Origin of the sequence: Ahrensia sp. 13_GOM-1096m, from assembly GCF_000620605.1 — a bacterium.
Lineage (GTDB): Bacteria > Pseudomonadota > Alphaproteobacteria > Rhizobiales > Rhizobiaceae > Ahrensia > Ahrensia kielensis.
The window spans coordinates 1-22,045 of record NZ_JIAX01000001.1; the positions used below are offsets into that span (position 1 = coordinate 1).

17 protein-coding genes and 1 pseudogene are annotated in these 22,045 nt (G+C 45.7%); 7 read left to right on the forward strand and 11 right to left on the reverse strand.

Annotated elements, in window-relative coordinates:
• Both N530_RS0100005 and N530_RS0100010 read left to right on the forward strand, forming a co-directional pair.
• Nucleotides 1-916 (forward strand): IS3 family transposase (locus N530_RS0100005; RefSeq protein WP_081773849.1); only part of this gene is annotated, 916 nt, incomplete at its 5' end.
• A 536-nt stretch (nucleotides 917-1,452) separates the two neighbouring features.
• A complete protein-coding gene (locus N530_RS0100010) occupies nucleotides 1,453-2,583 on the forward strand; it encodes a DUF4147 domain-containing protein (protein WP_026479012.1) in 1,131 nt (376 codons plus the stop codon).
• Here the strand turns inward: N530_RS0100010 and N530_RS0100015 are convergent.
• The gene (locus N530_RS0100015; protein WP_026479013.1) at nucleotides 2,580-4,019 is read right to left on the reverse strand and encodes a FadR/GntR family transcriptional regulator; all 1,440 of its coding nucleotides are present in this window, start codon (nucleotides 4,017-4,019) and stop codon (nucleotides 2,580-2,582) included. The two genes, N530_RS0100010 and N530_RS0100015, sit on opposite strands and share 4 nt — an antisense overlap.
• A gap of 161 nt (nucleotides 4,020-4,180) precedes the next feature.
• On the opposite strand from N530_RS0100015, the gene N530_RS0100020 reads away from it, so the two are divergent.
• The 4 genes from N530_RS0100020 to pyk all read left to right on the forward strand — a co-directional run bounded on the left by N530_RS0100020 (nucleotide 4,181) and on the right by pyk (nucleotide 8,835).
• Nucleotides 4,181-5,242, forward strand: a complete 1,062-nt coding sequence (locus N530_RS0100020; RefSeq protein WP_026479014.1) for a TRAP transporter substrate-binding protein — start codon at nucleotides 4,181-4,183, stop codon at nucleotides 5,240-5,242.
• 89 nt (nucleotides 5,243-5,331) lie between these two features.
• Nucleotides 5,332-5,898, forward strand: a complete 567-nt coding sequence (locus N530_RS17090) for a TRAP transporter small permease subunit (protein ID WP_051540667.1) — start codon at nucleotides 5,332-5,334, stop codon at nucleotides 5,896-5,898.
• A complete protein-coding gene (locus tag N530_RS0100030) occupies nucleotides 5,898-7,367 on the forward strand; it encodes a TRAP transporter large permease subunit (protein WP_026479015.1) in 1,470 nt (489 codons plus the stop codon). The genes N530_RS17090 and N530_RS0100030 overlap by 1 nt, the downstream gene beginning before the upstream one ends.
• A gap of 37 nt (nucleotides 7,368-7,404) precedes the next feature.
• Nucleotides 7,405-8,835, forward strand: coding sequence for a pyruvate kinase (pyk, locus tag N530_RS0100035; RefSeq protein ID WP_035265948.1), 1,431 nt, complete (start codon nucleotides 7,405-7,407; stop codon nucleotides 8,833-8,835).
• Between the two features lie 98 nt (nucleotides 8,836-8,933).
• Here pyk and N530_RS17095 read toward each other — a convergent pair whose 3' ends face one another.
• Nucleotides 8,934-9,572, reverse strand: a complete 639-nt coding sequence (locus N530_RS17095; RefSeq protein ID WP_155851883.1) for an amidohydrolase family protein — start codon at nucleotides 9,570-9,572, stop codon at nucleotides 8,934-8,936.
• Between the two features lie 76 nt (nucleotides 9,573-9,648).
• Between N530_RS17095 and N530_RS17100 the strand changes: the two are divergent.
• A pseudogene (locus N530_RS17100) lies at nucleotides 9,649-11,000 on the forward strand (IS3 family transposase).
• Between the two features lie 166 nt (nucleotides 11,001-11,166).
• Here the strand turns inward: N530_RS17100 and N530_RS0100055 are convergent.
• The 9 genes from N530_RS0100055 to N530_RS18775 all read right to left on the reverse strand — a co-directional run.
• Complete coding sequence (locus N530_RS0100055) at nucleotides 11,167-11,745, reverse strand: histidine phosphatase family protein (protein ID WP_026479018.1); 579 nt, start codon at nucleotides 11,743-11,745, stop codon at nucleotides 11,167-11,169.
• A 308-nt stretch (nucleotides 11,746-12,053) separates the two neighbouring features.
• A complete protein-coding gene (locus tag N530_RS0100060) occupies nucleotides 12,054-13,103 on the reverse strand; it encodes an ABC transporter ATP-binding protein (RefSeq protein WP_026479019.1) in 1,050 nt (349 codons plus the stop codon).
• A gap of 18 nt (nucleotides 13,104-13,121) precedes the next feature.
• Nucleotides 13,122-14,807, reverse strand: coding sequence for an iron ABC transporter permease (locus tag N530_RS0100065; RefSeq protein WP_035265958.1), 1,686 nt, complete (start codon nucleotides 14,805-14,807; stop codon nucleotides 13,122-13,124).
• 146 nt (nucleotides 14,808-14,953) lie between these two features.
• A complete protein-coding gene (locus N530_RS0100070) occupies nucleotides 14,954-16,282 on the reverse strand; it encodes an ABC transporter substrate-binding protein (protein ID WP_026479021.1) in 1,329 nt (442 codons plus the stop codon).
• A gap of 143 nt (nucleotides 16,283-16,425) precedes the next feature.
• A complete protein-coding gene (locus N530_RS17105; protein WP_035265950.1) occupies nucleotides 16,426-17,670 on the reverse strand; it encodes a sigma-54 dependent transcriptional regulator in 1,245 nt (414 codons plus the stop codon).
• Nucleotides 17,667-19,562, reverse strand: a complete 1,896-nt coding sequence (locus tag N530_RS0100080; protein ID WP_026479022.1) for an ATP-binding protein — start codon at nucleotides 19,560-19,562, stop codon at nucleotides 17,667-17,669. Before N530_RS0100080 ends, N530_RS17105 begins: the two co-directional genes overlap by 4 nt.
• A 59-nt stretch (nucleotides 19,563-19,621) precedes the next feature.
• Nucleotides 19,622-20,878 carry an ABC transporter substrate-binding protein gene (locus N530_RS17110; RefSeq protein WP_051540669.1) on the reverse strand — a complete coding sequence of 419 codons (1,257 nt, stop codon included), beginning with the start codon at nucleotides 20,876-20,878 and terminating at the stop codon, nucleotides 19,622-19,624.
• Between the two features lie 462 nt (nucleotides 20,879-21,340).
• On the reverse strand, nucleotides 21,341-21,523 hold the full coding sequence (locus N530_RS0100090; RefSeq protein WP_026479023.1) for an AbrB family transcriptional regulator: 183 nt from the start codon (nucleotides 21,521-21,523) through the stop codon (nucleotides 21,341-21,343).
• A gap of 57 nt (nucleotides 21,524-21,580) precedes the next feature.
• Nucleotides 21,581-22,045 (reverse strand): IS6 family transposase (locus N530_RS18775; protein ID WP_026479024.1); only part of this gene is annotated, 465 nt, incomplete at its 5' end.

A 22,045-nucleotide genomic window follows, 5' to 3' on the forward strand; every position in this document is an offset into this window, starting at 1 on the left:
AGGCGAAGTTTTAAAATACTTAAAAATATTTTTCGTTGTCATGTTAGAAAATTATCGCGGTTTTCAAATAGCGGCAAGTTACCCTGACAGCACCAAGCGGGATGCAGTTGCTCACCTTTGTGCAGAGCACGGGGTGAGCGAACGACGGGCGTGTGATGTGCTGGGGATCGATCGGTCGAGTGTTCGTTACAGGAGCGTCCGGCCGGATGATGCTCTTCTCAGAGAGGCCACGAAGAAGGTGGCAGCTGAACGGCGCCGGTTTGGCTATCGGCGCATTCACGTGATGCTGCAGCGTCAGGGGCATTTTTTGAACCAGAAGAAGCTGCGCAGGCTTTACCGCGAAGAGAAGCTGCAGGTCCGCAAACGCGGCGGACGCAAGCGTGCTCTGGGGACAAGAAGGCCCATGCTGCTGCCAAGCCGGACCAACGAGCGCTGGAGCCTAGACTTCGTGTCGGATGCGTTCACCGACGGTCGGCGGTTCCGTGTGCTGGCTGTCGTTGATGACTATAGTCGCGAATGTCTGTCGCTTGTGGCCGATAATTCATTGTCCGGAATTCGCGTCACCAGAGAGCTCGACGTTTTAATCAGGCAACGTGGCAGACCAAATACCATTGTCAGCGACAACGGCACGGAGTTCACCAGTATGGCTATCCTCAAATGGTCTCAGGAAACAAATGTCGAATGGCATTACATCCAGCCTGGCAAGCCAATGCAGAACGGCTTGGTCGAAAGCTTCAATGGCAGCTTCCGCGACGAGTGTCTCAATGAGACATTGTCTTCATCGCTCAGCCATGCCCGTCATCACATCACCGAATGGAAGGAGGATTACAACCGGAACAGACCACACTCATCACTGGGCAATCTCACGCCTCAAGAATACGCGACGAAAGTGACATTGCAAAAACAGGCCGCTTAAGGTCTAAAAAAAACCGACGGAGTCTCCAATAAATTGGAGGGGAAACGGGTCTCAGCTCACCGTGTTGATGTAGGCCACGTCACTTCGAACCGATGGGTGGCAATTACAGCTCCACTAACAGGGGTTTGATTGATAAAAATGGGGCAAATCTTGTGGCTACAGAACATAAAATATTTGCGTATATTGAGCGATTGGTATTGGCTGAGGGACATTTTGCAAGGTCAATATCTCCATAATATTATAGAGTAAGACCCAGGTGAGTTCATCAAGCAACTAAGGCGGCCAATCAAAGGCTTCAATGCCTTCAACCCTCCCTCGGCAACCCTGAAAGTGTAACTAAGTTGAGTACATGGTCGACAAGCGTCAGTTTAATACCCATAGGCAACCCCAACTCTTCAAAACTGAGAGCATATAAAAAAGGCTGTTCGAGTAACGAGCCCTTTTAAGTCATTTTAAATATTTTGACAACTTGTTTGCAATTGCAAAGAGTACACATATATGTTTATGGTATAAAAAAAATACCATGGATAGGCTAGATGTCTCACAAATTAAGTCTGAAGCTTTGGCAGCACGGGGTTGCTCGCGTTCACGGACGTCACTCCGTACACGATTGCTTGAAGTTAAGTAGCGGGTTAGAGTTTAATCCGAGTGCCGTTATCTCAGTAGGCAAGGCGGCATGCGCGATGGCACAAGGTGCTCTCGATGTTTATCCTACTCTTTCAAAGCTTATGATTATTACCAAATTTAATCATCTGTATGGAGACTATAATTGGCCCGTAGGTACAAATTTGCTTGAAGCAAGCCACCCAATACCTGACTCGACATCTCGTATCGCTGGCATGCAGCTGTCAGAGTTTGTGAACAATTTAAAGCCCCACGACGATTTGTTAGTTCTTGTTTCTGGTGGAGCGTCATCACTTGTTGAACATTTGAAACCGAACCATGATTGGAATTCCTTCGTGGGCAGGGTCACGGAGATGATCACCAGCGACACTGAAATTTCTGAGATAAATAATTTTAGAGCCTCTTGTTCATCACTTAAAAATGGAGGGTTATTAAGTAACTTCCGCGGGCATGCAGCCCGTTCACTTCTGATTTCAGATGTGCCAGGCAACATAATCGAAACGATCGGTTCGGGCCTAGCCATGATGCCTGCACGCTATCAAGCAAGCCCTCCCGCCATCGTTGCGTGTAATGAAGATGCACGTCTTGCAATTGTGGAATATGCGCAGGAACTCGGTTATGCTGTATGTTGCAATGAGGAAACATTGTCTGGACCTGTCCCCGAATTAGCGCGCCATCTGGCTGAAACCATTATAAACGGCCCGCCGGGGATTTATGTGTGGGGCGGCGAGCCGACGATTAACCTGCCTGAAAGTCCCGGACTAGGGGGGCGGAATCAAGCGCTGGCTTTACATTTAGCCCTTCTATTACGCAGCCAGCACGGCATTGAAATTTGCGTTGCCGGTACGGACGGCACCGATGGTCCTACCGAAGCTGCAGGAGGAATCATTGATGGGACAACATATAATCGCATAACAAACCCGCTAGAAGCGATTGAAAGGGCAGCGTCTTTTGATGCATTATCTGAGGCAGGAGCGCTAGTAATCACGGGGCCAACGGGCACCAATGTTATGGATATTATCGTCGCAGTTAAAGCTGTTTAACTGTTACGCAAACGCGACCTGATCTGTGCAACGGCGGATCTGGCACGTCGATCGTCGACATCGCGAAGTGTTGTTGTAACGTAACTTAGATGCGCATCCATTGCCGCCTGTGCGCGATTGGTATCACCTGCTGTAATGGCGTTTACTATTGCGATATGTTGATCGTGGATAAGCTTATTAGTGCCACGAAATTCGATATGCTCGGATAACCAATATTGCGTAACACTCCCAATCAACTGTGACAGAGCCATCAACAATGCTTCAAGTGGGGCATTGCCAGCAGCAGCAGCAATTTGGTGGTGCAGACGAATATCTGCTAAGCTATAAGCAACAGGATCATTATCAACTGCAGGATCCATATCATTTAACATATTTAGCAGTTTCATTTTTTGACTTTCGGTCACATGAGCGGCCGCTAAACGCGCCGACCAACACTCCAAGATGACCCGAAATTCAAATACTGCAGCAATTGCAATAGGTTGGCGCGTAATAGCTGCTGCAAGAGATGCAAATGGCTTGGCTGCGCGGTCAGACAGTATTCGTGCCTGTCCAAACTTTTCAATGTTGATGAGCCCGCGCGCTAACAGAATCTGCAACGCCAAGCGCACTGCGTTTTCAGCCAAACCATACCTTAAGGCCAGTTCAGATATATCAGGCAGATAACTACCGACTGGATAGCTGCCACTCTCAATCTCCGCCGCAATGACAGCGGCAGCCTCTAATTGGCTTCCTTTAGCAGCTTCTCTTGATATTTTTAGCGTTAAAACCTGATCTGATGCTGGAAGCGATAAGACGGTAAGTAGACGCGATGCCCCGTGTGGCGCGTTGTTTATCAGTTGTTCAATGGCCGCTTGAGCCATTGTCATGGCAGCTGGGTCCTTGCGTATTACTTCAACTGCATCGAGATGCGCTTTTCGGAATGTCTTCAGCAGCACATGAAGGGTCTGAACGCCAAGAAAGTTGTGCGCAGCTTCTGCTGTCAGCAAAAATAGATGATGAACTGAATCCACGAACTTGTTTTTTGAAGCTTCCGATAGCGCGCTTTGAGCCACAAGCGCGGCTTCTCGAATAGCTGCTTGATCAATTTTTGTTTGTCTGGAAACCGCACTTTCTGCCAAAGCGCTCATCAGATAAATCATCATGTCAAGAATTGCAGCGGGTTGAAGTGTTGTGAGATCGATCTTTGATTGTGACAACATTACATCAACGATTTCGGTAATCCGAGTGGTGTTTCCTTCTCGTTGCACCAGTCCTTTACCCTGAAGACGGGACAACGCTTCACGTAGGGTTGTTCTTGAGATCCCCATCGCCACAGCAAGATTTCGTTCAGACGGAAGCGCATCTACAGGACGCAACGCTCCTGAAAATATCAAAAGTTCGAGCTGATTTTCTGTGACATCCGCGGCATGCGGAATGGCAAGGGTTGGAAAGCTCATAATTTTACACCTTCTTCAGCACACAAAGACATATCGATCAGAAATGAGCGATTGCTTTCAATAGGGGATAAAAAACAGCCATTCAAGAGTATATAAAAGTTCCTGTTTACAATTTGGTATTTTTAACATACCAAAAGTGTATTGGTACATGGGAGGATAAAATGACCAAAATGATATTTATCACGGCTGCGGCTACAGTCGCATTGATTGCCACCACAGCATTAACAAAAGCAGAGCCAGTTCGCTTGAAGATGGTGTCTTCTTTTCCATCATCCCAGCCATTGCTTGGGGAAGCTGGTGTTAAATTTGCCGAAACTGTTAGCAAAATTTCCGGTGGCGACGTGGAAGTGCGCTTTTATGAGCCTGGGGCTCTCGTTCCAGCATTAGAGGTTCTCGATGCTGTCAGTGCTGGTGCAGCTGAAGCAGCTTGGACGCAATCAGGCTACTGGGCTGGTAAGGATGTAGCTTTTGCGCTGTTCTCAGCAATTCCTTTTGGCCCTGACGCGAGTGCATATTCCGCATGGATGTTTTACGGTGGCGGACAGGATTTCGTAAACAAAAACCTCTACGCGCCCCTTGGTGTACATTCATTGGTTTGTGGCGTTTCTCCACCTGAAACATCTGGTTGGTTCCGAGAAGAGATCAAATCTATTGAAGACATGGTAGGCCTGCGAATGCGCTTTTATGGTCTTGGCGCGCAAGTCATGCAAAAGTTAGGTGTTGATACCCAGCTTTTGCCAGGCGGTGAGATTTACCCCGCACTTGAGCGTGGCACTATTGACGCGACGGAATACTCTATGCCTGCTGTCGATGAAGCCGCAGGATTTTATCAATTGGCCAAATACAATTATTTTCCAGGTTGGCATCAACAATCGACTCTGCAAGCATTGCTGATCAATTTAGAGACTTGGAATGGCATGACCGACAGTCAGCGTTTAACATTGGAAACGGCCTGTATGGCAACATATACCAGTATGTTGGCAGAAGGTGAAGCGATCAACGGACAAGCTTTAACGCGTCTTCGCGATGAACATGGCGTCAATATTCGCAACTGGACGCCGGAGCAATTGGCTGTATTCCAGTCATCTTGGTTGGAGGTAGCGGAAGAATTACGTGCTCAATCGCCAATCTTCGATCAAGCTTGGGGCGAATATCAGACGTTTAAAGAAAGCTACGATGTCTGGAAATCCAATGCCTATTTGCCGGCCGACATTGGTGAATAAATAATCAATCCGCGGTTCTATATCACGTCTGTCACCATTTACGGGTGACAGACGTAGATTCTTACACAATTATACCTTGGAGAATTTCGATGTCTCTTTCGCATATAACGCGAATATTGGATCAAATAGTGCGCATCGTTGCTATGATCGGGTGTACAGCCATTATCGTTCTTGTGATCGTTACTGTTTACGATGTGCTGACTCGATATTTTGGCGTCCCCAAAGTGTTTGGTTTGAATTCTACACAATTGCAGGAAAGCCAATATTGGGCGCATGCCACCTTGTTCGCTTTTGTTATGGCTTGGGCTTACACCAAGCAAACTCACGTACGTATCGATCTTGTTCGTGATTTATTTGGTAGGCGTGCCAAATACGTCATTGAGATGGTGTGTATTTTAATTTTCTTAATGCCCTTCGCCACGATTTCAGGGGTATATAGCTGGCAATATGCTGTTCGGTCATTTGCGTCTGGCGAGGTCTCAGCATCGACAATTGGTCTGACAAACCTTTGGTTACTTAAGTCAACATTAGTGGTGATGTTCGCTATGCTGACACTTGCAGGCATTTCTCATTTCCTTAAATGTGTCGACGGTCTTCTAGGTAATCATGACGATGATCCCACTGCGGTAAGTAATGCAATTGGGGGAGGTCACTGATGTCGTTTGAACAAATTTTACCGCTTTTGATGTTTGTTGGCCTTGCAGTGGGCTTATTTACCGGGTTTCCCGTCGCTTTTGTGCTTGGCGGCGTCGGTATTCTGTTCGCATTTGGAGCGATGATATATGATCCATGGCTATTTGATTGGGCACAATTTTACGCGATCCCATCGCGCGAATTCGGCATTTCGCAAAACCTGATTCTTACCGCGATCCCTATGTTTGTATTAATGGGGACTATGCTAGAAAAGTCGGGCATCGCGCGAGATTTGCTGAATTGTCTTCAGGTTCTTTTGCGCCGTGTTCCAGGTGGCCTTTCCCTCTCGGTCGTTGTCATGGGGACGATACTCGCCGCGACTACTGGTATCATCGGTGCATCCGTGGTGATGATGACATTACTTGCCATGCCAGTTTTACTCAAAGGTGGCTATGATAAAGGGTTGGCAGCAGGCTCTATTGCGGCATCTGGCACACTGGGAATATTAATCCCCCCCTCAATTATGTTAGTTATCATGGCCGACCTACTCTCACGATCAGTTGGAAACCTGTTCGTTGCCGCCGTGATCCCCGGATTCATGTTGGCAGCATTTTACATGATTTATGTCGTGACTAGATGCTGGTTACGCCCGCAAGATGCGCCCATTTTGCCCGATGACTTCGGCCCGTCTACAACTTCCGGCAAATTAGTGATGGCGGCACGTTCTTTCATCCCTCCAGTAATTCTAATCACTATCGTTCTTGGTTCAATTCTCGGTGGATTGGCTACGCCGACAGAAGCAGCCGCTGTGGGCGCATTTGGTGCGATCATGTTGGGTTTTATCAATATGGTAATTTTACCAGTCTGCGGCGTAAGAGAAATGAACTTTCTTCCGGCAACATTTGCTGATTATTCGAAAGATGAGAAGCGGCAGACGTTTATTGCTCTCGTCTTACAATATTTTCGTATATTTTGGAGCGTGATTGTCAGTTCAGCGCTCACAAACGCAATGATTTTTGGCATTTTTGTCGGTGCAACTGTATTCGCCTTTACCTTCCGGCAAATAGGGGGTGAAGAGGTTGTGATACATGTATTCGACAGTTGGGGGTTGGGTTCATGGGGAATCTTGCTTGCGATTATGATACTGACCTTTTTACTGGGTTTCTTTTTCGACTGGATCGAAATTACCCTGATCATATTACCGGTTTTCGCACCTATTATTGCCCAACTTGATTTTGGCGCCCACGTTCGCCCTGAAGATACAGTCTATTGGTTTGCCATTCTTATGGCGATCAATCTACAGACTTCCTTTTTAACACCGCCATTTGGTTTTGCGTTGTTTTATCTTAAGGCCACGGCCCCCGCAGAAGTCAAAATACAAGATATATATCGCGGCATAATTCCGTTCGTTTTGCTGCAGCTCACTGGCTTGGCACTGGTATTAACATTTCCTGAAATTGCGATGTGGTTGCCGCGGCAATTGTTGAATTAAAATTTAACATAAACGACCTCAAATAAAGGCAAACCTGATGAACAATATCACCCGCCCGATCAAGACCAAGATAGTCGCAACACTCGGACCAGCTACATCCGATTTGGAAACGATCAAAAATCTCGTATATGCGGGAGCGACTGTTTTCAGGTTGAATTTTTCCCACGGAAAGCATGTCGATCACAAGAGCCGTTTCGCTCTTGTGCGCCAAGTTGAAAAAGAACTTGGCGTGCATCTTGCTATTCTCGCGGATCTTCAAGGACCGAAAATTCGAATTGGTGCGTTTGAAAACGGCGAAGTTTCCCTTCGGCGAAACCAGCTGTTTACTTTCGTTCTGGATAAGTCAGTTGGCACTGAAGATCAAGTTTGGTTGCCGCATCGCGAAGTGTTCGAAAGCGTTTTGGTTGGTGATATTCTTTTGATTGATGATGGGCGGACACGTATGGAGACAGTTTCTGTCTCTTCCAACAAAATCTCAGCACGTGTTCTTCACGATACGATTATAAGCGACTCTAAAGGGATAAATTTCCCAGATACAGATTTAAAACTGCCTGCATTAACTGATAAAGATCTGACAGACTTAGAATTTGCCATCACTCTTGGAGCCGATTGGATCGCGTTGTCATTCGTTCAAGATTCTAACGATGTCATGAGCGCGCGCGAGTTGATTGGACAGAAAGCTAAGATTATATCAAAAATTGAAAAGCCGTTGGCGTTGAAAGATATAGATGCTATCATTGATCAAAGCGATGCGATTATGGTTGCACGCGGAGACCTTGGCGTTGAATGTGCTTGGCATGATATTCCAGCAATCCAGAATAAGCTCGTTCAGGCGTCTCGTGCTGCTGGAAAACCTGTTGTTGTTGCTACCCAAATGTTGGAAAGCATGATTCAGGCAGCGGTTCCTACACGTGCAGAGGTATCAGACGTAGCGAATGCAGTGGCTCAAGGGGCTGACGCTGTTATGTTGTCTGCAGAAACCGCGACTGGAAGTTTTCCCATAGAGGCCGTTACAGCAATGGCTGACATTTCCCGTTCAACAACAAAACATCTCTCTAAATCAAATTGGCTCACACCCTCATTGGATACTGACGATAATTCAATGTCCATTGCAAGTGCGGCAGCATATATAGCGCAAATGCGTGATGCTTCGTGTATTGTTACATTTAGTGAAACTGGGGCAACCGCCTTGCGTGTCGCAAAGGGACGCCCCAGCGTACCCATCCTTGCAGTCTGTCAAGAGCCAAGTGTAGCGCGCATGCTTGCATTGGTTTGGGGCGTAATAACCAAAGTCAGCAATGATGCGAGCGAATTCGAGCGTAGTAGAAATGGCGATATTTCACCATCACTTTTTGACTTCAACATGATTAAATCGAAGCGTCCAATTGTAGTAACATCCGGTTCAGTATTCGGGGCACCCGGCGGAACGGATTCTATTAAAATTGCATACGTAGAGAATAAAAACTAGTGCATAGCCAAACTCAGCAAAGTTTGTTTTGTTATGAGACACCTCAGAGAAAAGCTACAACAAACGAAGTATACTGAGGATAACCGCAAAATACACTGTTAGTTTTTTAAATCAAAAAATTCACCATCAACGACTACGCCGGAAGTATATAAATCATCAGTCAGAAACGACAACGATGCTCGAAAACCACGCGCAACTTGGCCAAGTTCATGACCATACCCTATAGCTTCGTTAGGGTTTCGTGACGCCATTTTTAATGCTTGTGAAAGCGGCTCACCTGTGTTTCTCACTATATTCCGCACGCTTTGATCCATTGCGACATGTGCTCCCCCCAATCGATCTTCTTCATTTGATAATCGGCCATCGCAAAACCGAATTGTTTCATCGTGCAAAGTAAATTCTTTCGTCAATCCTGCAAGTGCCAACATAGCGTTTGTTACAAGGCACAAACGACTCGGCATTTGTTTCGACGCAATCTTAATATTCATCCAATTAACATGATACCCATCGGCAATAATGCCTGCATACAAACTATCGGATGACAATGTCGAGCCGACAACTCCCGGCTCTCTAACCGTCAATTGAGACATTGCGTTGTAAAAATGAGTAGTACCCCTCAATCCAGTTTTCTCAGCTCGCTGCATTACATCACAGGTGGCCTCGCTATGTCCTGCAAACACTATAACGCCTGTCTTAACGAGTTCACTCAGAGGATTATTAGGCAGAGTGTTCGCCATCAACGCCTAATGGACTAATTGGTTTAGTTGCCTAAGGGAGAGTTTTCGGCTCATCATTACCGTCATGGAGTAAATGATGAGACAGAAAACCGAACGGCATCAAGAAGCCGCAGACAGAACCCTCAAAGACATTCGTCGTCAGACACGACGCAAATACACGTCCGAAGATAAAATACGGATCGTGCTTTCTGGGCTTAAGGGCGAAGATAGCATAGCTGAACTTTGTCGTCTGGAAGGCATTGCTCAGAGCCAGTATTACAGCTGGTCGAAAGAGTTCTTAGAGGCTGGTAAAAAACGCCTCGCGGGCGATACGATGCGTGAAGCCAATACCGGTGAAGTTAAAGACTTGCGTCGCGAAACACGTGACCTGAAAGAGGTTGTGGCTGAGCAGGCATTGGAATTGCGCTTGCTTAAAAAAAGCATGAGCGGGCTTGGGGGCGACGAAAAATGAGGTATCCAGCAGAAGAGAAACTAGAGATCATCAGGCTGGTCGAGCAGTCGCATATTCCAACCAAGAAAACACTGGATCGCTTGGGGATTCCACGGTCAACATTTTACCTCTGGTATGATAAATATACCCAAGGTGGCATTGAAGCATTGGAAGATAAAGCCCCGATGCCAGCTCGTGTCTGGAACCGGATACCGGATGATGTGCGCAAAAAGATCGTCAAACTGGCTCTGGAAGAAACAACGTTATCACCGCGAGAGCTTGCTGTTAGATTTACGGACACCGAACGCTACTTCGTCTCAGAAGCTAGCGTTTACAGGCTGCTCAAGGCGCACGATCTGATTACCAGTCCTGCATTCATTGTCATCAAGGCTGACAACGAGTTCAAGGACAAAACAACAGCGCCTAACGAGATGTGGCAGACTGACTTCACATACCTGAAGGTCATTGGCTGGGGTTGGTTTTACTTGAGCACAATACTCGACGATTACAGCAGGTATGTCATCGCTTGGAAACTGTGCACCACAATGCAGGCCAGCGATGTAACCGACACATTGGAGCTGGCACTACAGGCCTCTGGCTGTGATCAAGTCAATGTCTATCACCGGCCACGATTATTATCCGATAATGGCGCCAGCTACATCGCAGCTGAACTGGCAGAATGGCTTGATGAAAAGGGTATGGATCATGTTCGCGGGGCGCCATATCACCCGCAGACACAAGGAAAAATTGAACGTTGGCACCAAACATTGTAGAATCGCATCCTGCTGGAAAATTACTTCTTGCCTGGTGTCCTGAAACAGCAAATTGACAAGTTCATCGATCATTACAATCACCACCGATATCACGAGAGCTTACAAAATCTAACGTCAGCTGATGTCTACTTCGGGCGTGGTGAAAACATTTTACTCGAACGCGAAAGGATCAAACAAAACACTATCAATGAACGGCGCTTGCAATACCGCAGGCAGGCCGCATAATATCAAACGACAGATGAGCCAAACCCTCGCTTAAGTTAAGCTGCAATCTGTCCATAAATCCTTGATGACGAACATCTGTTGTCTTTCACACCCGTTTAAAAATTCCTTTACCAAGACCTGTCTCGTAGCACTCAACATTCTGCCATCCGTTAATGGTAATCTTTTTCTATGTCCAAATGGTTTCAACACCATTGTCGAGTACGTGTATAACGCCTTGCGGCTCTTTAAGACGCAATATCTGCTCATCTATAAGACCGAGATAAATACCGCGGATCACCTTACCGATTTGGCCGTGTGACACGGCGATGGTTGGGGCCCCTAAGCTTTCAAGCCATGTGGTTGCGCGCTCGCGCATGTCGTTCATGGTCTCGCCATCTGGTGCACCGAAGTACCAGTCATAATCTGGTTTTCCCGCCATATGATCGGGAAATGCCAACTTTATTTCTGAACGATCCAGGCCGCTCAGTTTGCCGAGATCGATCTCCTTGAGCAGGTCAGAAGGCGTTGGATCTAGGGGAAAGTGTTTCTTTATGTAGTCGGCAGTCTCCATAGTACGGCCAAGAGGGCTGACCATTTGGGCATATCCATCAGTGGTGCCCAACTCGCGGTTGAGGATTTTGCCCAATTTCTCCGCTTGTGCTCGACCTTTTTCAGTAAGGGGCGAGTTAAGATGACCTTGCGTTCGGCCGGCAAGATTCCATTCGGTTTCGCCATGGCGCATGATAATAATTCGTGGGTAAGGCATAAGTTTTCTAGCTACACTAATAGTTATAACTGACGTTTTGGCAGCGGTTGCGCTGGATGAAAATCATTCAGAGCTACTAACGTTATCCATTTACAGTAACATTAAATTTTACGGTTTCTAAAACGGTTCTTTCGCAAAGTTTCCCGACTGTTTCCTATTGCGGGGAATTTTGCCATAAGCTTCGCCAAATGACTACAAGTAGAATACCTAAAATGACGGTCGATTTTAAAGGTAGCCACTATTGCATAAGGGGGCCAAAAGCAGAGAACGTTGCCCGATCGAACATTTCTCTGCTTTATATTTTGTCGTCAGATAATCACAGCCGTTGATGTATTGGCAACCAAATGCACAGGCGTTCCCATTTCATAAACTTCCTGACTTGCAGTATGTGCTTGATCGACGACGATTTCAGTGCCGCCGGCTTCCACCAGATAACGCATTTGCCCACCCAAAAATTCACGGTGCAAAACATTACCCGGCAATGAGTTTTCAATATTATTACGTGTGATTGATATATTTTGCGGGCGCAAAACAATATTGGTTCCTGAACCTGCAGATTGTGGCAAGTTCAAAACATCGCCCGTTTTTGTACGGAAATGTGCGTTGCTACCAGCACCTTCAATTTTCCCTTCAAGAATGTTCGCTGTCCCCAAAAACTTAGCCACAAACAAATTGGCAGGTTTGTCATAAAGTTCTTGCGGCGTACCAATTTGCTGAATAACGCCGCCATCAAGTACAGCCATTCTATCCGACGTTGTGTTTGCTTCTTCTTGGTCATGCGTAACGAAGATTGTTGTCAACCCTAACTGACGCTGCAAGCGCAAGAGCTCGCGTCGCATCTGCACTCTCAAGCTTGCATCAAGATTGGACAAAGGCTCATCGAGCAACAAAACCTCAGGTTCAACAACAATGGTTCTTGCCAATGCAATACGTTGCTGTTGACCACCTGAAAGTTGATTAGGCATCCGATCAGCCAAATGAGATAGACCAACCAACTCTAAAGCAGCATCAACTTTGGGTTTAATGATCCCTGCTGAAAGCTTGCGCTCTTTTAAGCCAAAGCCAACATTGTCACGTACACTCATATGTGGCCACAAAGCGTAAGACTGAAATACCATCCCGACATTTCGCTTCCACGGCGGTGTACCAACGACATCGCGATCACCGATTAAAATTCGCCCCTGAGGGTCCGGACCAAAGCCCGCGATTGCACGAAGCAGTGTTGATTTTCCCGAACCTGATGGCCCGAGAAAAGCAAAGAACTCTCCTGGTTTGATTTCCAGATTGACGCCTTTCAAAACTTCAGTTGAACCAAAAGATAGGCGTACATCTTCAATTTTAATGCCAATATTTTTCATAATGTTTCCTTACCGTTCTCAGTGGGAGTCGACGGTTGATTTAAGTTTTTTATCGCGCTCAATGATGATTTGAGAGGCCAACGTGCCAGCAGCAACGACAAGCACAGCAACAATACCCAAGGCGGCGCCTGCTCCGCGGCCAGATGGCGTTTGCATGAACAGATAGATGCCGTAAGCCAGTGGTGCATCACTATTGGAACTCACCAACATAATGGTTGCTGAAAGCTCGACCGCTGCTGTTGCAAAGCTGGTTACAAAACCTGCCAATATGCCACCAGTCATCAAAGGAATGACAATCTTTTGAATGGTCCGACGCTTAGAGGCACCCAGACTTTCAGCGGCTTCTTCAAGCGTGAGACTGACTTGTTGTAAAGCAGCTGTACAAGCACGAAGTGCATAAGGTAGTCGGCGGATCATAAGAGCCAGCGCAATAATGACCCACCAGCTCGCCATTGGCTCACCAGTAAATGGCACATCAACCGAATGGAACAAACGCAAGTAACCAATACCCAACACAACACCCGGCACGGCCAGCGCAGCAGTTGCCAAATAGTCCAGACCTTTTCGTCCGAAAATATTTGTTCGCAGCACAATATAAGCAATCGCAGTACCGATAATGACATCCAAGGTTGCCGCAATACCCGCATATAGGATGGTATTAAGAATGAACTCTTTCGAGGTTTCCCACATCGTCACATAGTTCTGCAAAGTATAACCATCAGGTAATGGTGCAAAAGACCAAATCGTACCAAATGAAAGTAGCAGCAAACCAATATGTGGTGACAAAACCATCAGCAAGATGAATGTAACAGCACCATAGGCAAGGACCTTTTCAGCAAAACGAAGTTCTCTTTTCGCTGTTCCGCCACCACCTTTTTGAACGGTCGCATAATCTTTTCCGCGCATGAACAGGAATGATGCCCACAAAGAAAAGATAGAAAAAGCAACGAGCACAACGGAAATAACATATCCCATCGGATCACTGATACCGATCGATGATATGCGCAGAAACGCTTGCGGTGCCAGCATATTATTGACGTTTAGCAAAAGCGGCGTTCCCAAATCATCAAACACTTTGATGAACACTAAAGCCGCACCAGCGATATATCCGGGCATAGCAAGTGGAAATACAATACGCCTAAACAACCGAAGACCATGCGAACCAAGGTTTTGTGCCGCTTCTTCCATTGAACGATCAATATTACGCAATGACGCAGATAAATTGATCAATATGAACGGAAAATAGTGAATGGATTGAACAAGAATAACGCCGTTCAAACCTTCCATAAAAGGTATATCGAAACCAAGATAATCGCGTAGCAATAAATTCACAGAACCGTTACGGCCAAAAATCAATTGCATTGCAACGGCGCCAACAAAGGGCGGCATAATAAGCGGTATAAAACCTAGACTCTGAATTATAATCGAGCCTGAAAAGTGGAATCGCGTCGTGATATAAGCGAGCGGCAACGCTATAAAAGTGGCCACGACGACCGACATCGCCGACACATAAAAAGAATTCCAGAAACTCTCTCTAAAAAGAGAAGTTTTGAAAAAATCAACAAAGTTTTGAAGCGTTGCAGCCCCTGTTGCTGGATCTTGAAAAGCAACAATCATGACTTGTGCAACGGGTAATAGCAGCAAGCCAATAAGCAAAAGAGCAATAAAAAGCGCCGCTAAATGTAGGCCTGATAATTGAGGCATGAGCCATTTAGGCAGCCGATCGGACAAGCCTGGCCCCGCTGGCGTAGGCAGCATATTTGATGATGACATGAAGGAGACTTTCGTTAAGGGCGGCCGCGCTTAAAAAGATCGCGACCGCCACCGTGCCAATTTGGCAAGAGGTAAGATTACATAGATGTAGCTTGTTCAGCTAACTCTTTGGCACGCGCATAGTTTTCAACAACCATGGCATCCCAAGTCTGCTCAACTTCGGCTTGACGCTCACCAACTTCATCAGTGGCCTTGCTGCGTTTTTTCGTAAACACACCAGCAAAATCTTCATCTAAGCTTTTTGCTTCATCGATTGGGTTGGCATCAATCAAAGCCCAAGCTTCAGCTATTAAAGCCTGTGCCTCTTTATTGTCGCCTGAAGCATGTTTGGCTTCCGCCTCATGAAGTGCTCCAACTGCTGCACGTAAATCATCCAAGCGATAAGTAATCATCACATCGAACATTGAGTTCACCAGATTGTAGCGAGCACCTGACTTTTCAACGTCAAATTTTACACTTGCACCGATTGTAGAATCTTCAAATGGATTTGGGAAACCTTCTGGTGCATTTGCATAGCTAGCAGGGTTAATCGGCAAGCGCATAATAGCAGGGTCAAGCAGAACTGATTGCCCTTCAGGCGTTAACAGATACTCGATAAATGCAACCGCGCCTGGATTATTTGGAGCGTCTTTGATAACACCGACATTCGCAGGAACCAAAGCGGTCACAGTCGGGTAAGCAAAATCAACAGGAAACCCTGATGCTCTGGATGAGAACCCGAAGAAGTCGATGACAATTCCAAGTCCGAAATTTCCTGTATTAACGCCATCAGGAACGCCAAAACTACGTTCTGTTACAGTACTAAAATTGCCAGCAATACGTTTCCACTTTGCCCAACCAGCATCCCAGCCTTCACCTTGAAGAAGTGTTTCAACTGTTAAGTGTGTTGTGCCTGAACGTGATGGGGCCGACATGCCAACATGATTATGGTATTCTGCTTTTGCTAAATCGTCCCACTCTTTAGCAGGCTCCAAACCATTGGCTTTTAGATAACGCTCGTTCCACATAATGCCGTAGCCAGCACCTGCAAAACCGAAATAATAACCATCTGGATCATTGAGTGGATACGCACCAATTTTTTCTGGAATTCCTTCTGAGGCTATAGTGACATTGTCAAGCAAGCCTTCGCTCTTCAAAACTTCGAAAGCATCGGGCGCGGAAGCCCAAAATATATCAGCTGTGTTGTCGCTTGCAATTTCCTGAATATATTTAACACCAGCAGATGTTTTCTTATTGAGTATTTCAAGATCATAAGACGGGTTAGCCGCCTCAAACGCAGCTTCAATCGGACCAGTCATAGAATCAGGAAATGATGTGATTACGGTAACTTTACCCTCAGCAAACGCAGCAGCGGCTGATAGTAAAAACGCGCCTGTAAAAACAGACGAAAGCAGTGTCTTTTTCATAGTACCCTCCCAGGATGTTTACGCTTTTATTGCGTAAGGGAAGGCTATGCTGCAGTTTTTGAAACAACAATCATCACATTGTAAACATTATGTTTTTGTATTTTTTGCGTCAGTTTTGACACATGTTTCGGGTCAGTTTTGACCTATTCGAGCAACCCAACTGATTTCAAACGTAAATACAGACGCTTTCGCGGGATAGAAAGTAACTTAGCAGCTTCTCCTTTATGGCCACCGGACTCAGTCAATGTTTGCTCCAAAAGCGATTTTTCAAAATCATACATGGCTTGTTCGTAAGAGATGTTTTGTCCCTGCGTCTTGCCTCCAAGACGGGCTTTTAGATCAACAGCCAAACCAATAATTGTTCGCTCTGCAGCACTGCGTAATTCGCGCACATTGCCCGGCCAATCATATTTATGAAACGCCTGTAATTGCTCTGGAGAAATCATCTTTCTACGTTTGTTAAATTTCTTAGCTGCGTCTTGCATGAACGAGTCCAGCAGCAATGAGATATCTTTACCGCGCTCTTTAAGCGGCGGCAGTTCAATCGTAGCAACATTAAATAGATAATATAGCTCTTCGCCCAAACCACCTTCGGCAAGCAAGGCTGCCGGATCGCCCTTCACCGAAGCAATAATCCGAGGCCCTTTACTCTGGCGTAGGAAGCCAACCAATATGTTTTGTAAATTTAAAGGCATCTGGTGCAAGGCACGCAAGAATATTGTGCTTTCTTTATGCTCTGGCAGCACCAAAATTCTACTGAGTTCTTCTTCGGAAAGAGTACCACAATCGATGTCGTAAAACTCGCCTGAAACCTCAGAGAACTCATGTATTGTACGAGCGGCAAGCGCTTTACCTGTTCCCGCTTCGCCATATAACATAACTGGCACAGGCAGCGGTGCAACATCCAGCATTTTTTTACGGCAAAGCTTGATGGCTTTTGAGGTGCCCATGAAATAAATACCCATATCGCTAAACCGCAATACACGGCGTCGCAGCCGATAGTTTTCAAGCATCAATTTACGGTGATTAAGCGCCTGATTTATCTGGCTTAACAAATATGCTGGCTGAACAGGTTTTTCTAAAAAGCTATACGCACCAGCTTTCACAGCATTGATCGCCATTGGAATATCACCATGACCTGTCATCATAATGAATGGCACTTCGGGCGCTATTTCTTGTGCAGCACTCAGAACTTCAAAACCATCCATAGTGGGCATTTTTACATCGCACAGCACAACACCATCCCATTCAGGGTCTAGTGTTGAAAGCATTGCTTTACCGCGATCAAAAATCTGCGTTGGTATATTTTCATCATCAAGCAACTCTTTGGTCGCCTCACGAAAATCCAAATCGTCATCTACTAAGTAGACTTTTGCGATATCACTCATGATAACCTTCCCGGCATAACAATAGTGGCGCGTGTTCCAACACCGCGGCGGCGAGCCAAACGTAGACTGCCACCCATACCACTCAAAATATTAAATGATATCGAAAGACCAAGGCCCATGCCTTCTCCTGGTGGCTTGGATGTAACAAAAGGCTCAATGACCTGATCTGGTTTAAGGTCCCCCAATCCTGCACCAGTATCCACACAACTAAAAGCGAGCATTCCCTCTGGCGCATCTTCACTGCGTAATAGGATTTCTCCCCCCTCACCAGTTTCTATGATCGCATCAACAGCATTTGAAATTAGATTGACTAAGACTTGTTCTAACAGAACAAGATCACCAATAATGACAGCGCCCTCAAGAAGCGGATCAAATGCGAAGCTTATTTCATGCTCAGACATTTTGGGGGCAAAAAGGTCAAAGGCATTTTTTGCAACTGGAATTAAATCCACCTCTTCACGACGATATTCTGAGCGACGTGCAAAGCGTCTCAAATGGTCGATAATTTTCTCCATACGAACGACCATATTCTCAATCTTATTGACCTGATGGTTAGCCTTATCAATTTCGCCACTTGCAACGGCTTTATGGGCAAGATGCAATCTTTGCCGAATAGCACCCAGCGGTTGACTAAGTTCATGGCTAATCCCCGCTGACAATGTTCCCAACGCTGCCATTTTACCCACTTGAACAAGCTCAGATTGAGTTTGTCGTAGTTTTTCAATCGCATTATCGCGCTCAATAACTGAATCGCGAAACGCCCCGACCGCTTGTGCTAGCTGGGAAATTTCATCACCGCGATATGAGTGCCACTGCAGGTTAGCCGGCTTGCCACTGGCAATTTGCCCCATTGCTGTGGTCAGTCTTTGCATGGGTAAGATAATCGATGGCCGAATATAAAGAAACAAAATCGCAAAACCTGCAAGCGCAGCAAATACGGTGAGAAACACTAAGGAGCGCATTGTAAAGAGTGCATCATCGACAAATGCGTTTGTCATCGCATTGAGATCATCACGATGGTTTTCAGATAAGACACGTGATTGTATTTGCATGTCAGACAACAAATCAAAACTAGCGTTCAGATGCGCACTAAGTTGATTACGCAGAGCTTGCCATTTTTTGCGATCAGCCACCAAACCATCAGCACCAACCGTAAGTTCATTTAAAGATTCTGCTGATTGTTTTAACGTCACATACTCCGCTTTTGCGGGAAGTTCGAGTAGCCGATTATTGGTTCGGTTTAACGCATCGGACAACAAGTCAGAAAATTGTTCCAATTGCTCTGGTTGCAAGCTCGCAGAACTTTGTATTCCTAATGTCGCGGATATAGATACATCATTGCCTAGCTCAACAAAGGCCGTGTGGGCCTTTTGCTCCAAAAGCAATGCTTCAGCCAGTTGTTTTCGTTGATTAAACGCGGAGGCGTTTTGTAATTTTCGAGTGAGCACTTCAATATTATAGGAAAAATCAGCAACAACTGCCGCTGTTTCATCTTGTATATCAACATTGATCCAACGTAACCTATCTACCTTTTTACGAATACGCTCTTCAATCTGGCGTGCAGCACCAAGCTTGCGAATTACGGCTGAAAGCTGGCCCTGGAGTTCTTCGGATTGTTGGCGTGTTATTTCACTAATTTGCGTGTCGTTTAAGACCGTTTTTAAGTCAGCAATCGAAACCTGTAGCGCGTTTTCCAACTCTGTTGGATCAGCATCTTGTGTGTATAAAATGCGGTTACTCAAAAGAGCAAGATTAGCTGTTTTAGAGGATAAAAGAGAGGTCTGCATCAACCGCGGCACTTGTTCAGCACTAAGACTGTTCACAACGCTTTGAGTTGCACCCAACCAGTAAAATGCAATACCCAAGACAGCCCAAGTAAGCAATATTGCCATTAGGATTAGCAGAAAGAGTCGCGTCCATATTTTGGGGACAATTCGGTCCCAAATACGCTTCACTGGGCGGTCCTCTTTTCGATGATTAACAGTGCACGATCAGCCTCTTGCAATTGCGCAGCAACCCTGCTGCGCCATTCTTGCACAATATCACGCTCATCTGCACCCAGACTTGCTAAAGCCGTACTACGTAGGCCCATTTTTGTCATTCCAGATGCTACTGATGCTCCATCTTCTGTAACAACAACTTCTGTCAGCAATTGCTTGACCATATTCAGTTCAACACTGGAGATCGTCTCTTTTAAGGTATGATATCGCCGCCATAGCCCGCGGCGCTCATTAAGGGTTTCCGTGATCATAAGATCAAAAAGAACATTAACAGCCCAATACCGGTCTGATGTAACGCCGGCGTCATATTCTAACCAAGTCAACTTCAATGCATTGTTTATATTCGTTGGTAATGTGGCCGAAAATTCTTCACGTATGGATTCGTCATAGGGGATGCGGGATATTTGTTTAAACAACAATGCACGCTGTCCCTGCTTGGAAAGTACTTGCTGTAGAAAAGCACACGCATTTTGCGTGTTTTCCCCTGTTTGCAAAATACCAATTTGAGCAGGCACCAGCATTAAAGGATTACCATAGCGAAACTGCAAGTTTTCTCCATGTGCCTGAGATAAGAAATCAATAGTCAGGCCAATATCAAACCGCTTGTTTAAAAGTCCGTCCGGCACCCCAAAACTACGTGCTGTCAATGTTGATAGATTTGCTGACATTTCGAGTAGATATGCCCAACCATCGTCCCAGCCCCGATTGAGTAGTAAATTTTCGACAATCAAATGCGTTGAGCCAGAACGAGCAGGCCGTGCCATTGCAATTTTTCCGCGGTAATACGGCTTGAGCAAATCATTCCAGTTTGCTGGCATGAAAACATCCGAATCTTGCCGCCTCGCCCACCCAACAGAGGACAATGCAAAAGGTTCAACCGAATTTGCAACCGAAGAACCGCAAATATCTTTATCGGCAAATGCGTTATTGCGCCTAAGAATTTCAAATGCTTCAGGCGATGAAGACCAGAAAATATCAAACTTGCGTTCATTGCCACGCATCACTTCATCAATTGCCGCAATTGTATTTTTATTCAAAACTTGGAGTGATACATTATCTTTGTCTTTTTCAAAAAACGCCGCATAAACATTTGTCAATGCGGGAGGAAAAGAAGTCAGAATACGTAGCTCTTCAGCGTGCAAAGGGGACGTCAAAAAAAAGAATGCGAATATGAGCGTTTGCAAGATTTTTTCTATTGAAGGTAGCATAACTTTCGCGAGCCTTAATTTTTTACTTCATCTGGGGATATCACCTCTGATGACTATATACGAATTGATCTTTGATTGTTTGACACGACCCCAAATTATTGAGGCAATACTTAAATAAAATGTTGGCTCAATTTTCGCTTCTTTTTATAATCTGATGATACACTGTCTGCTTCCTAATACTCCGCAATATTCCCTATCAATACCTATTGGACTGATTGGCCCAGTAATAGAGTATTTTCGTCTCATCAATACCGCTATGCAGTAAATGATTAGATATAAAGCTGAACGGACTAAGAAGCTGCAGATAGTGCCAACAGAGAAACCCGTTGTCAGTAAGATACTATACAGATACACTTCCGATGATAAAATACAGATCATTTCCTCTGGACTTAAAGTCCAGAGAGCTATGCGTTTGAGAGCTGCGTCCACACGGACTCAAACCGCAAACTCACTGTTTACAAGTCAGTCTTTTATAAAACGCAGTGCCACTGGAATGAGCGCTGTCAGGAACATTATTCGTAATACATGGTGGGCTGCAATAAAAGCGGGATTGGCATCCATCATTATGCCCATCGCCGCCATAGTTTCCAAACCACCCGGTGCGAATGCAATAAGTAAATGTGCAGACGGCACATCAATAAACATTCCGACGGTCTTGTCAGAGGAACTTTAAGCTGATGTGAAAGGCCACACAAACAATAATCATGCCGAGCACAAAATACGCCAGTCGTTTAACGACTGATCGCGTAATTGTTTAAAATTTGGTCGGCTCAAGAAATGGCGTTGATGGTTAAATTGGTTGAAAACGGCGGCATGAATAGACGAGAACTTTTGCAAACTTGCCATAGATCGGAAGCGCCCCATTGCCCGTTCTCGTCGCCTAAAATGAAGATGTGAATTCTCGACCTGATTATTCTGATATTGCCCTGTCTCGTGCCGATGGCGCATACCCAGATCACGTAAAGCAGCGTTGTAGGAGCCAAGTTTATCCGTAACTATTTCAGCGGGGGAACCGTACTTGGAAAGCAAGTTCTTTAGTACTTTCAATGCAGCGCGTCGATCTCGACGCTTTGAAACATAGCTTTCCAATACCGTGCCTTCATGATCAATGGCACGCCAGAGGTAGTATCTTTTACCATTTATTTTGACAAAAACCTCGTCAATATG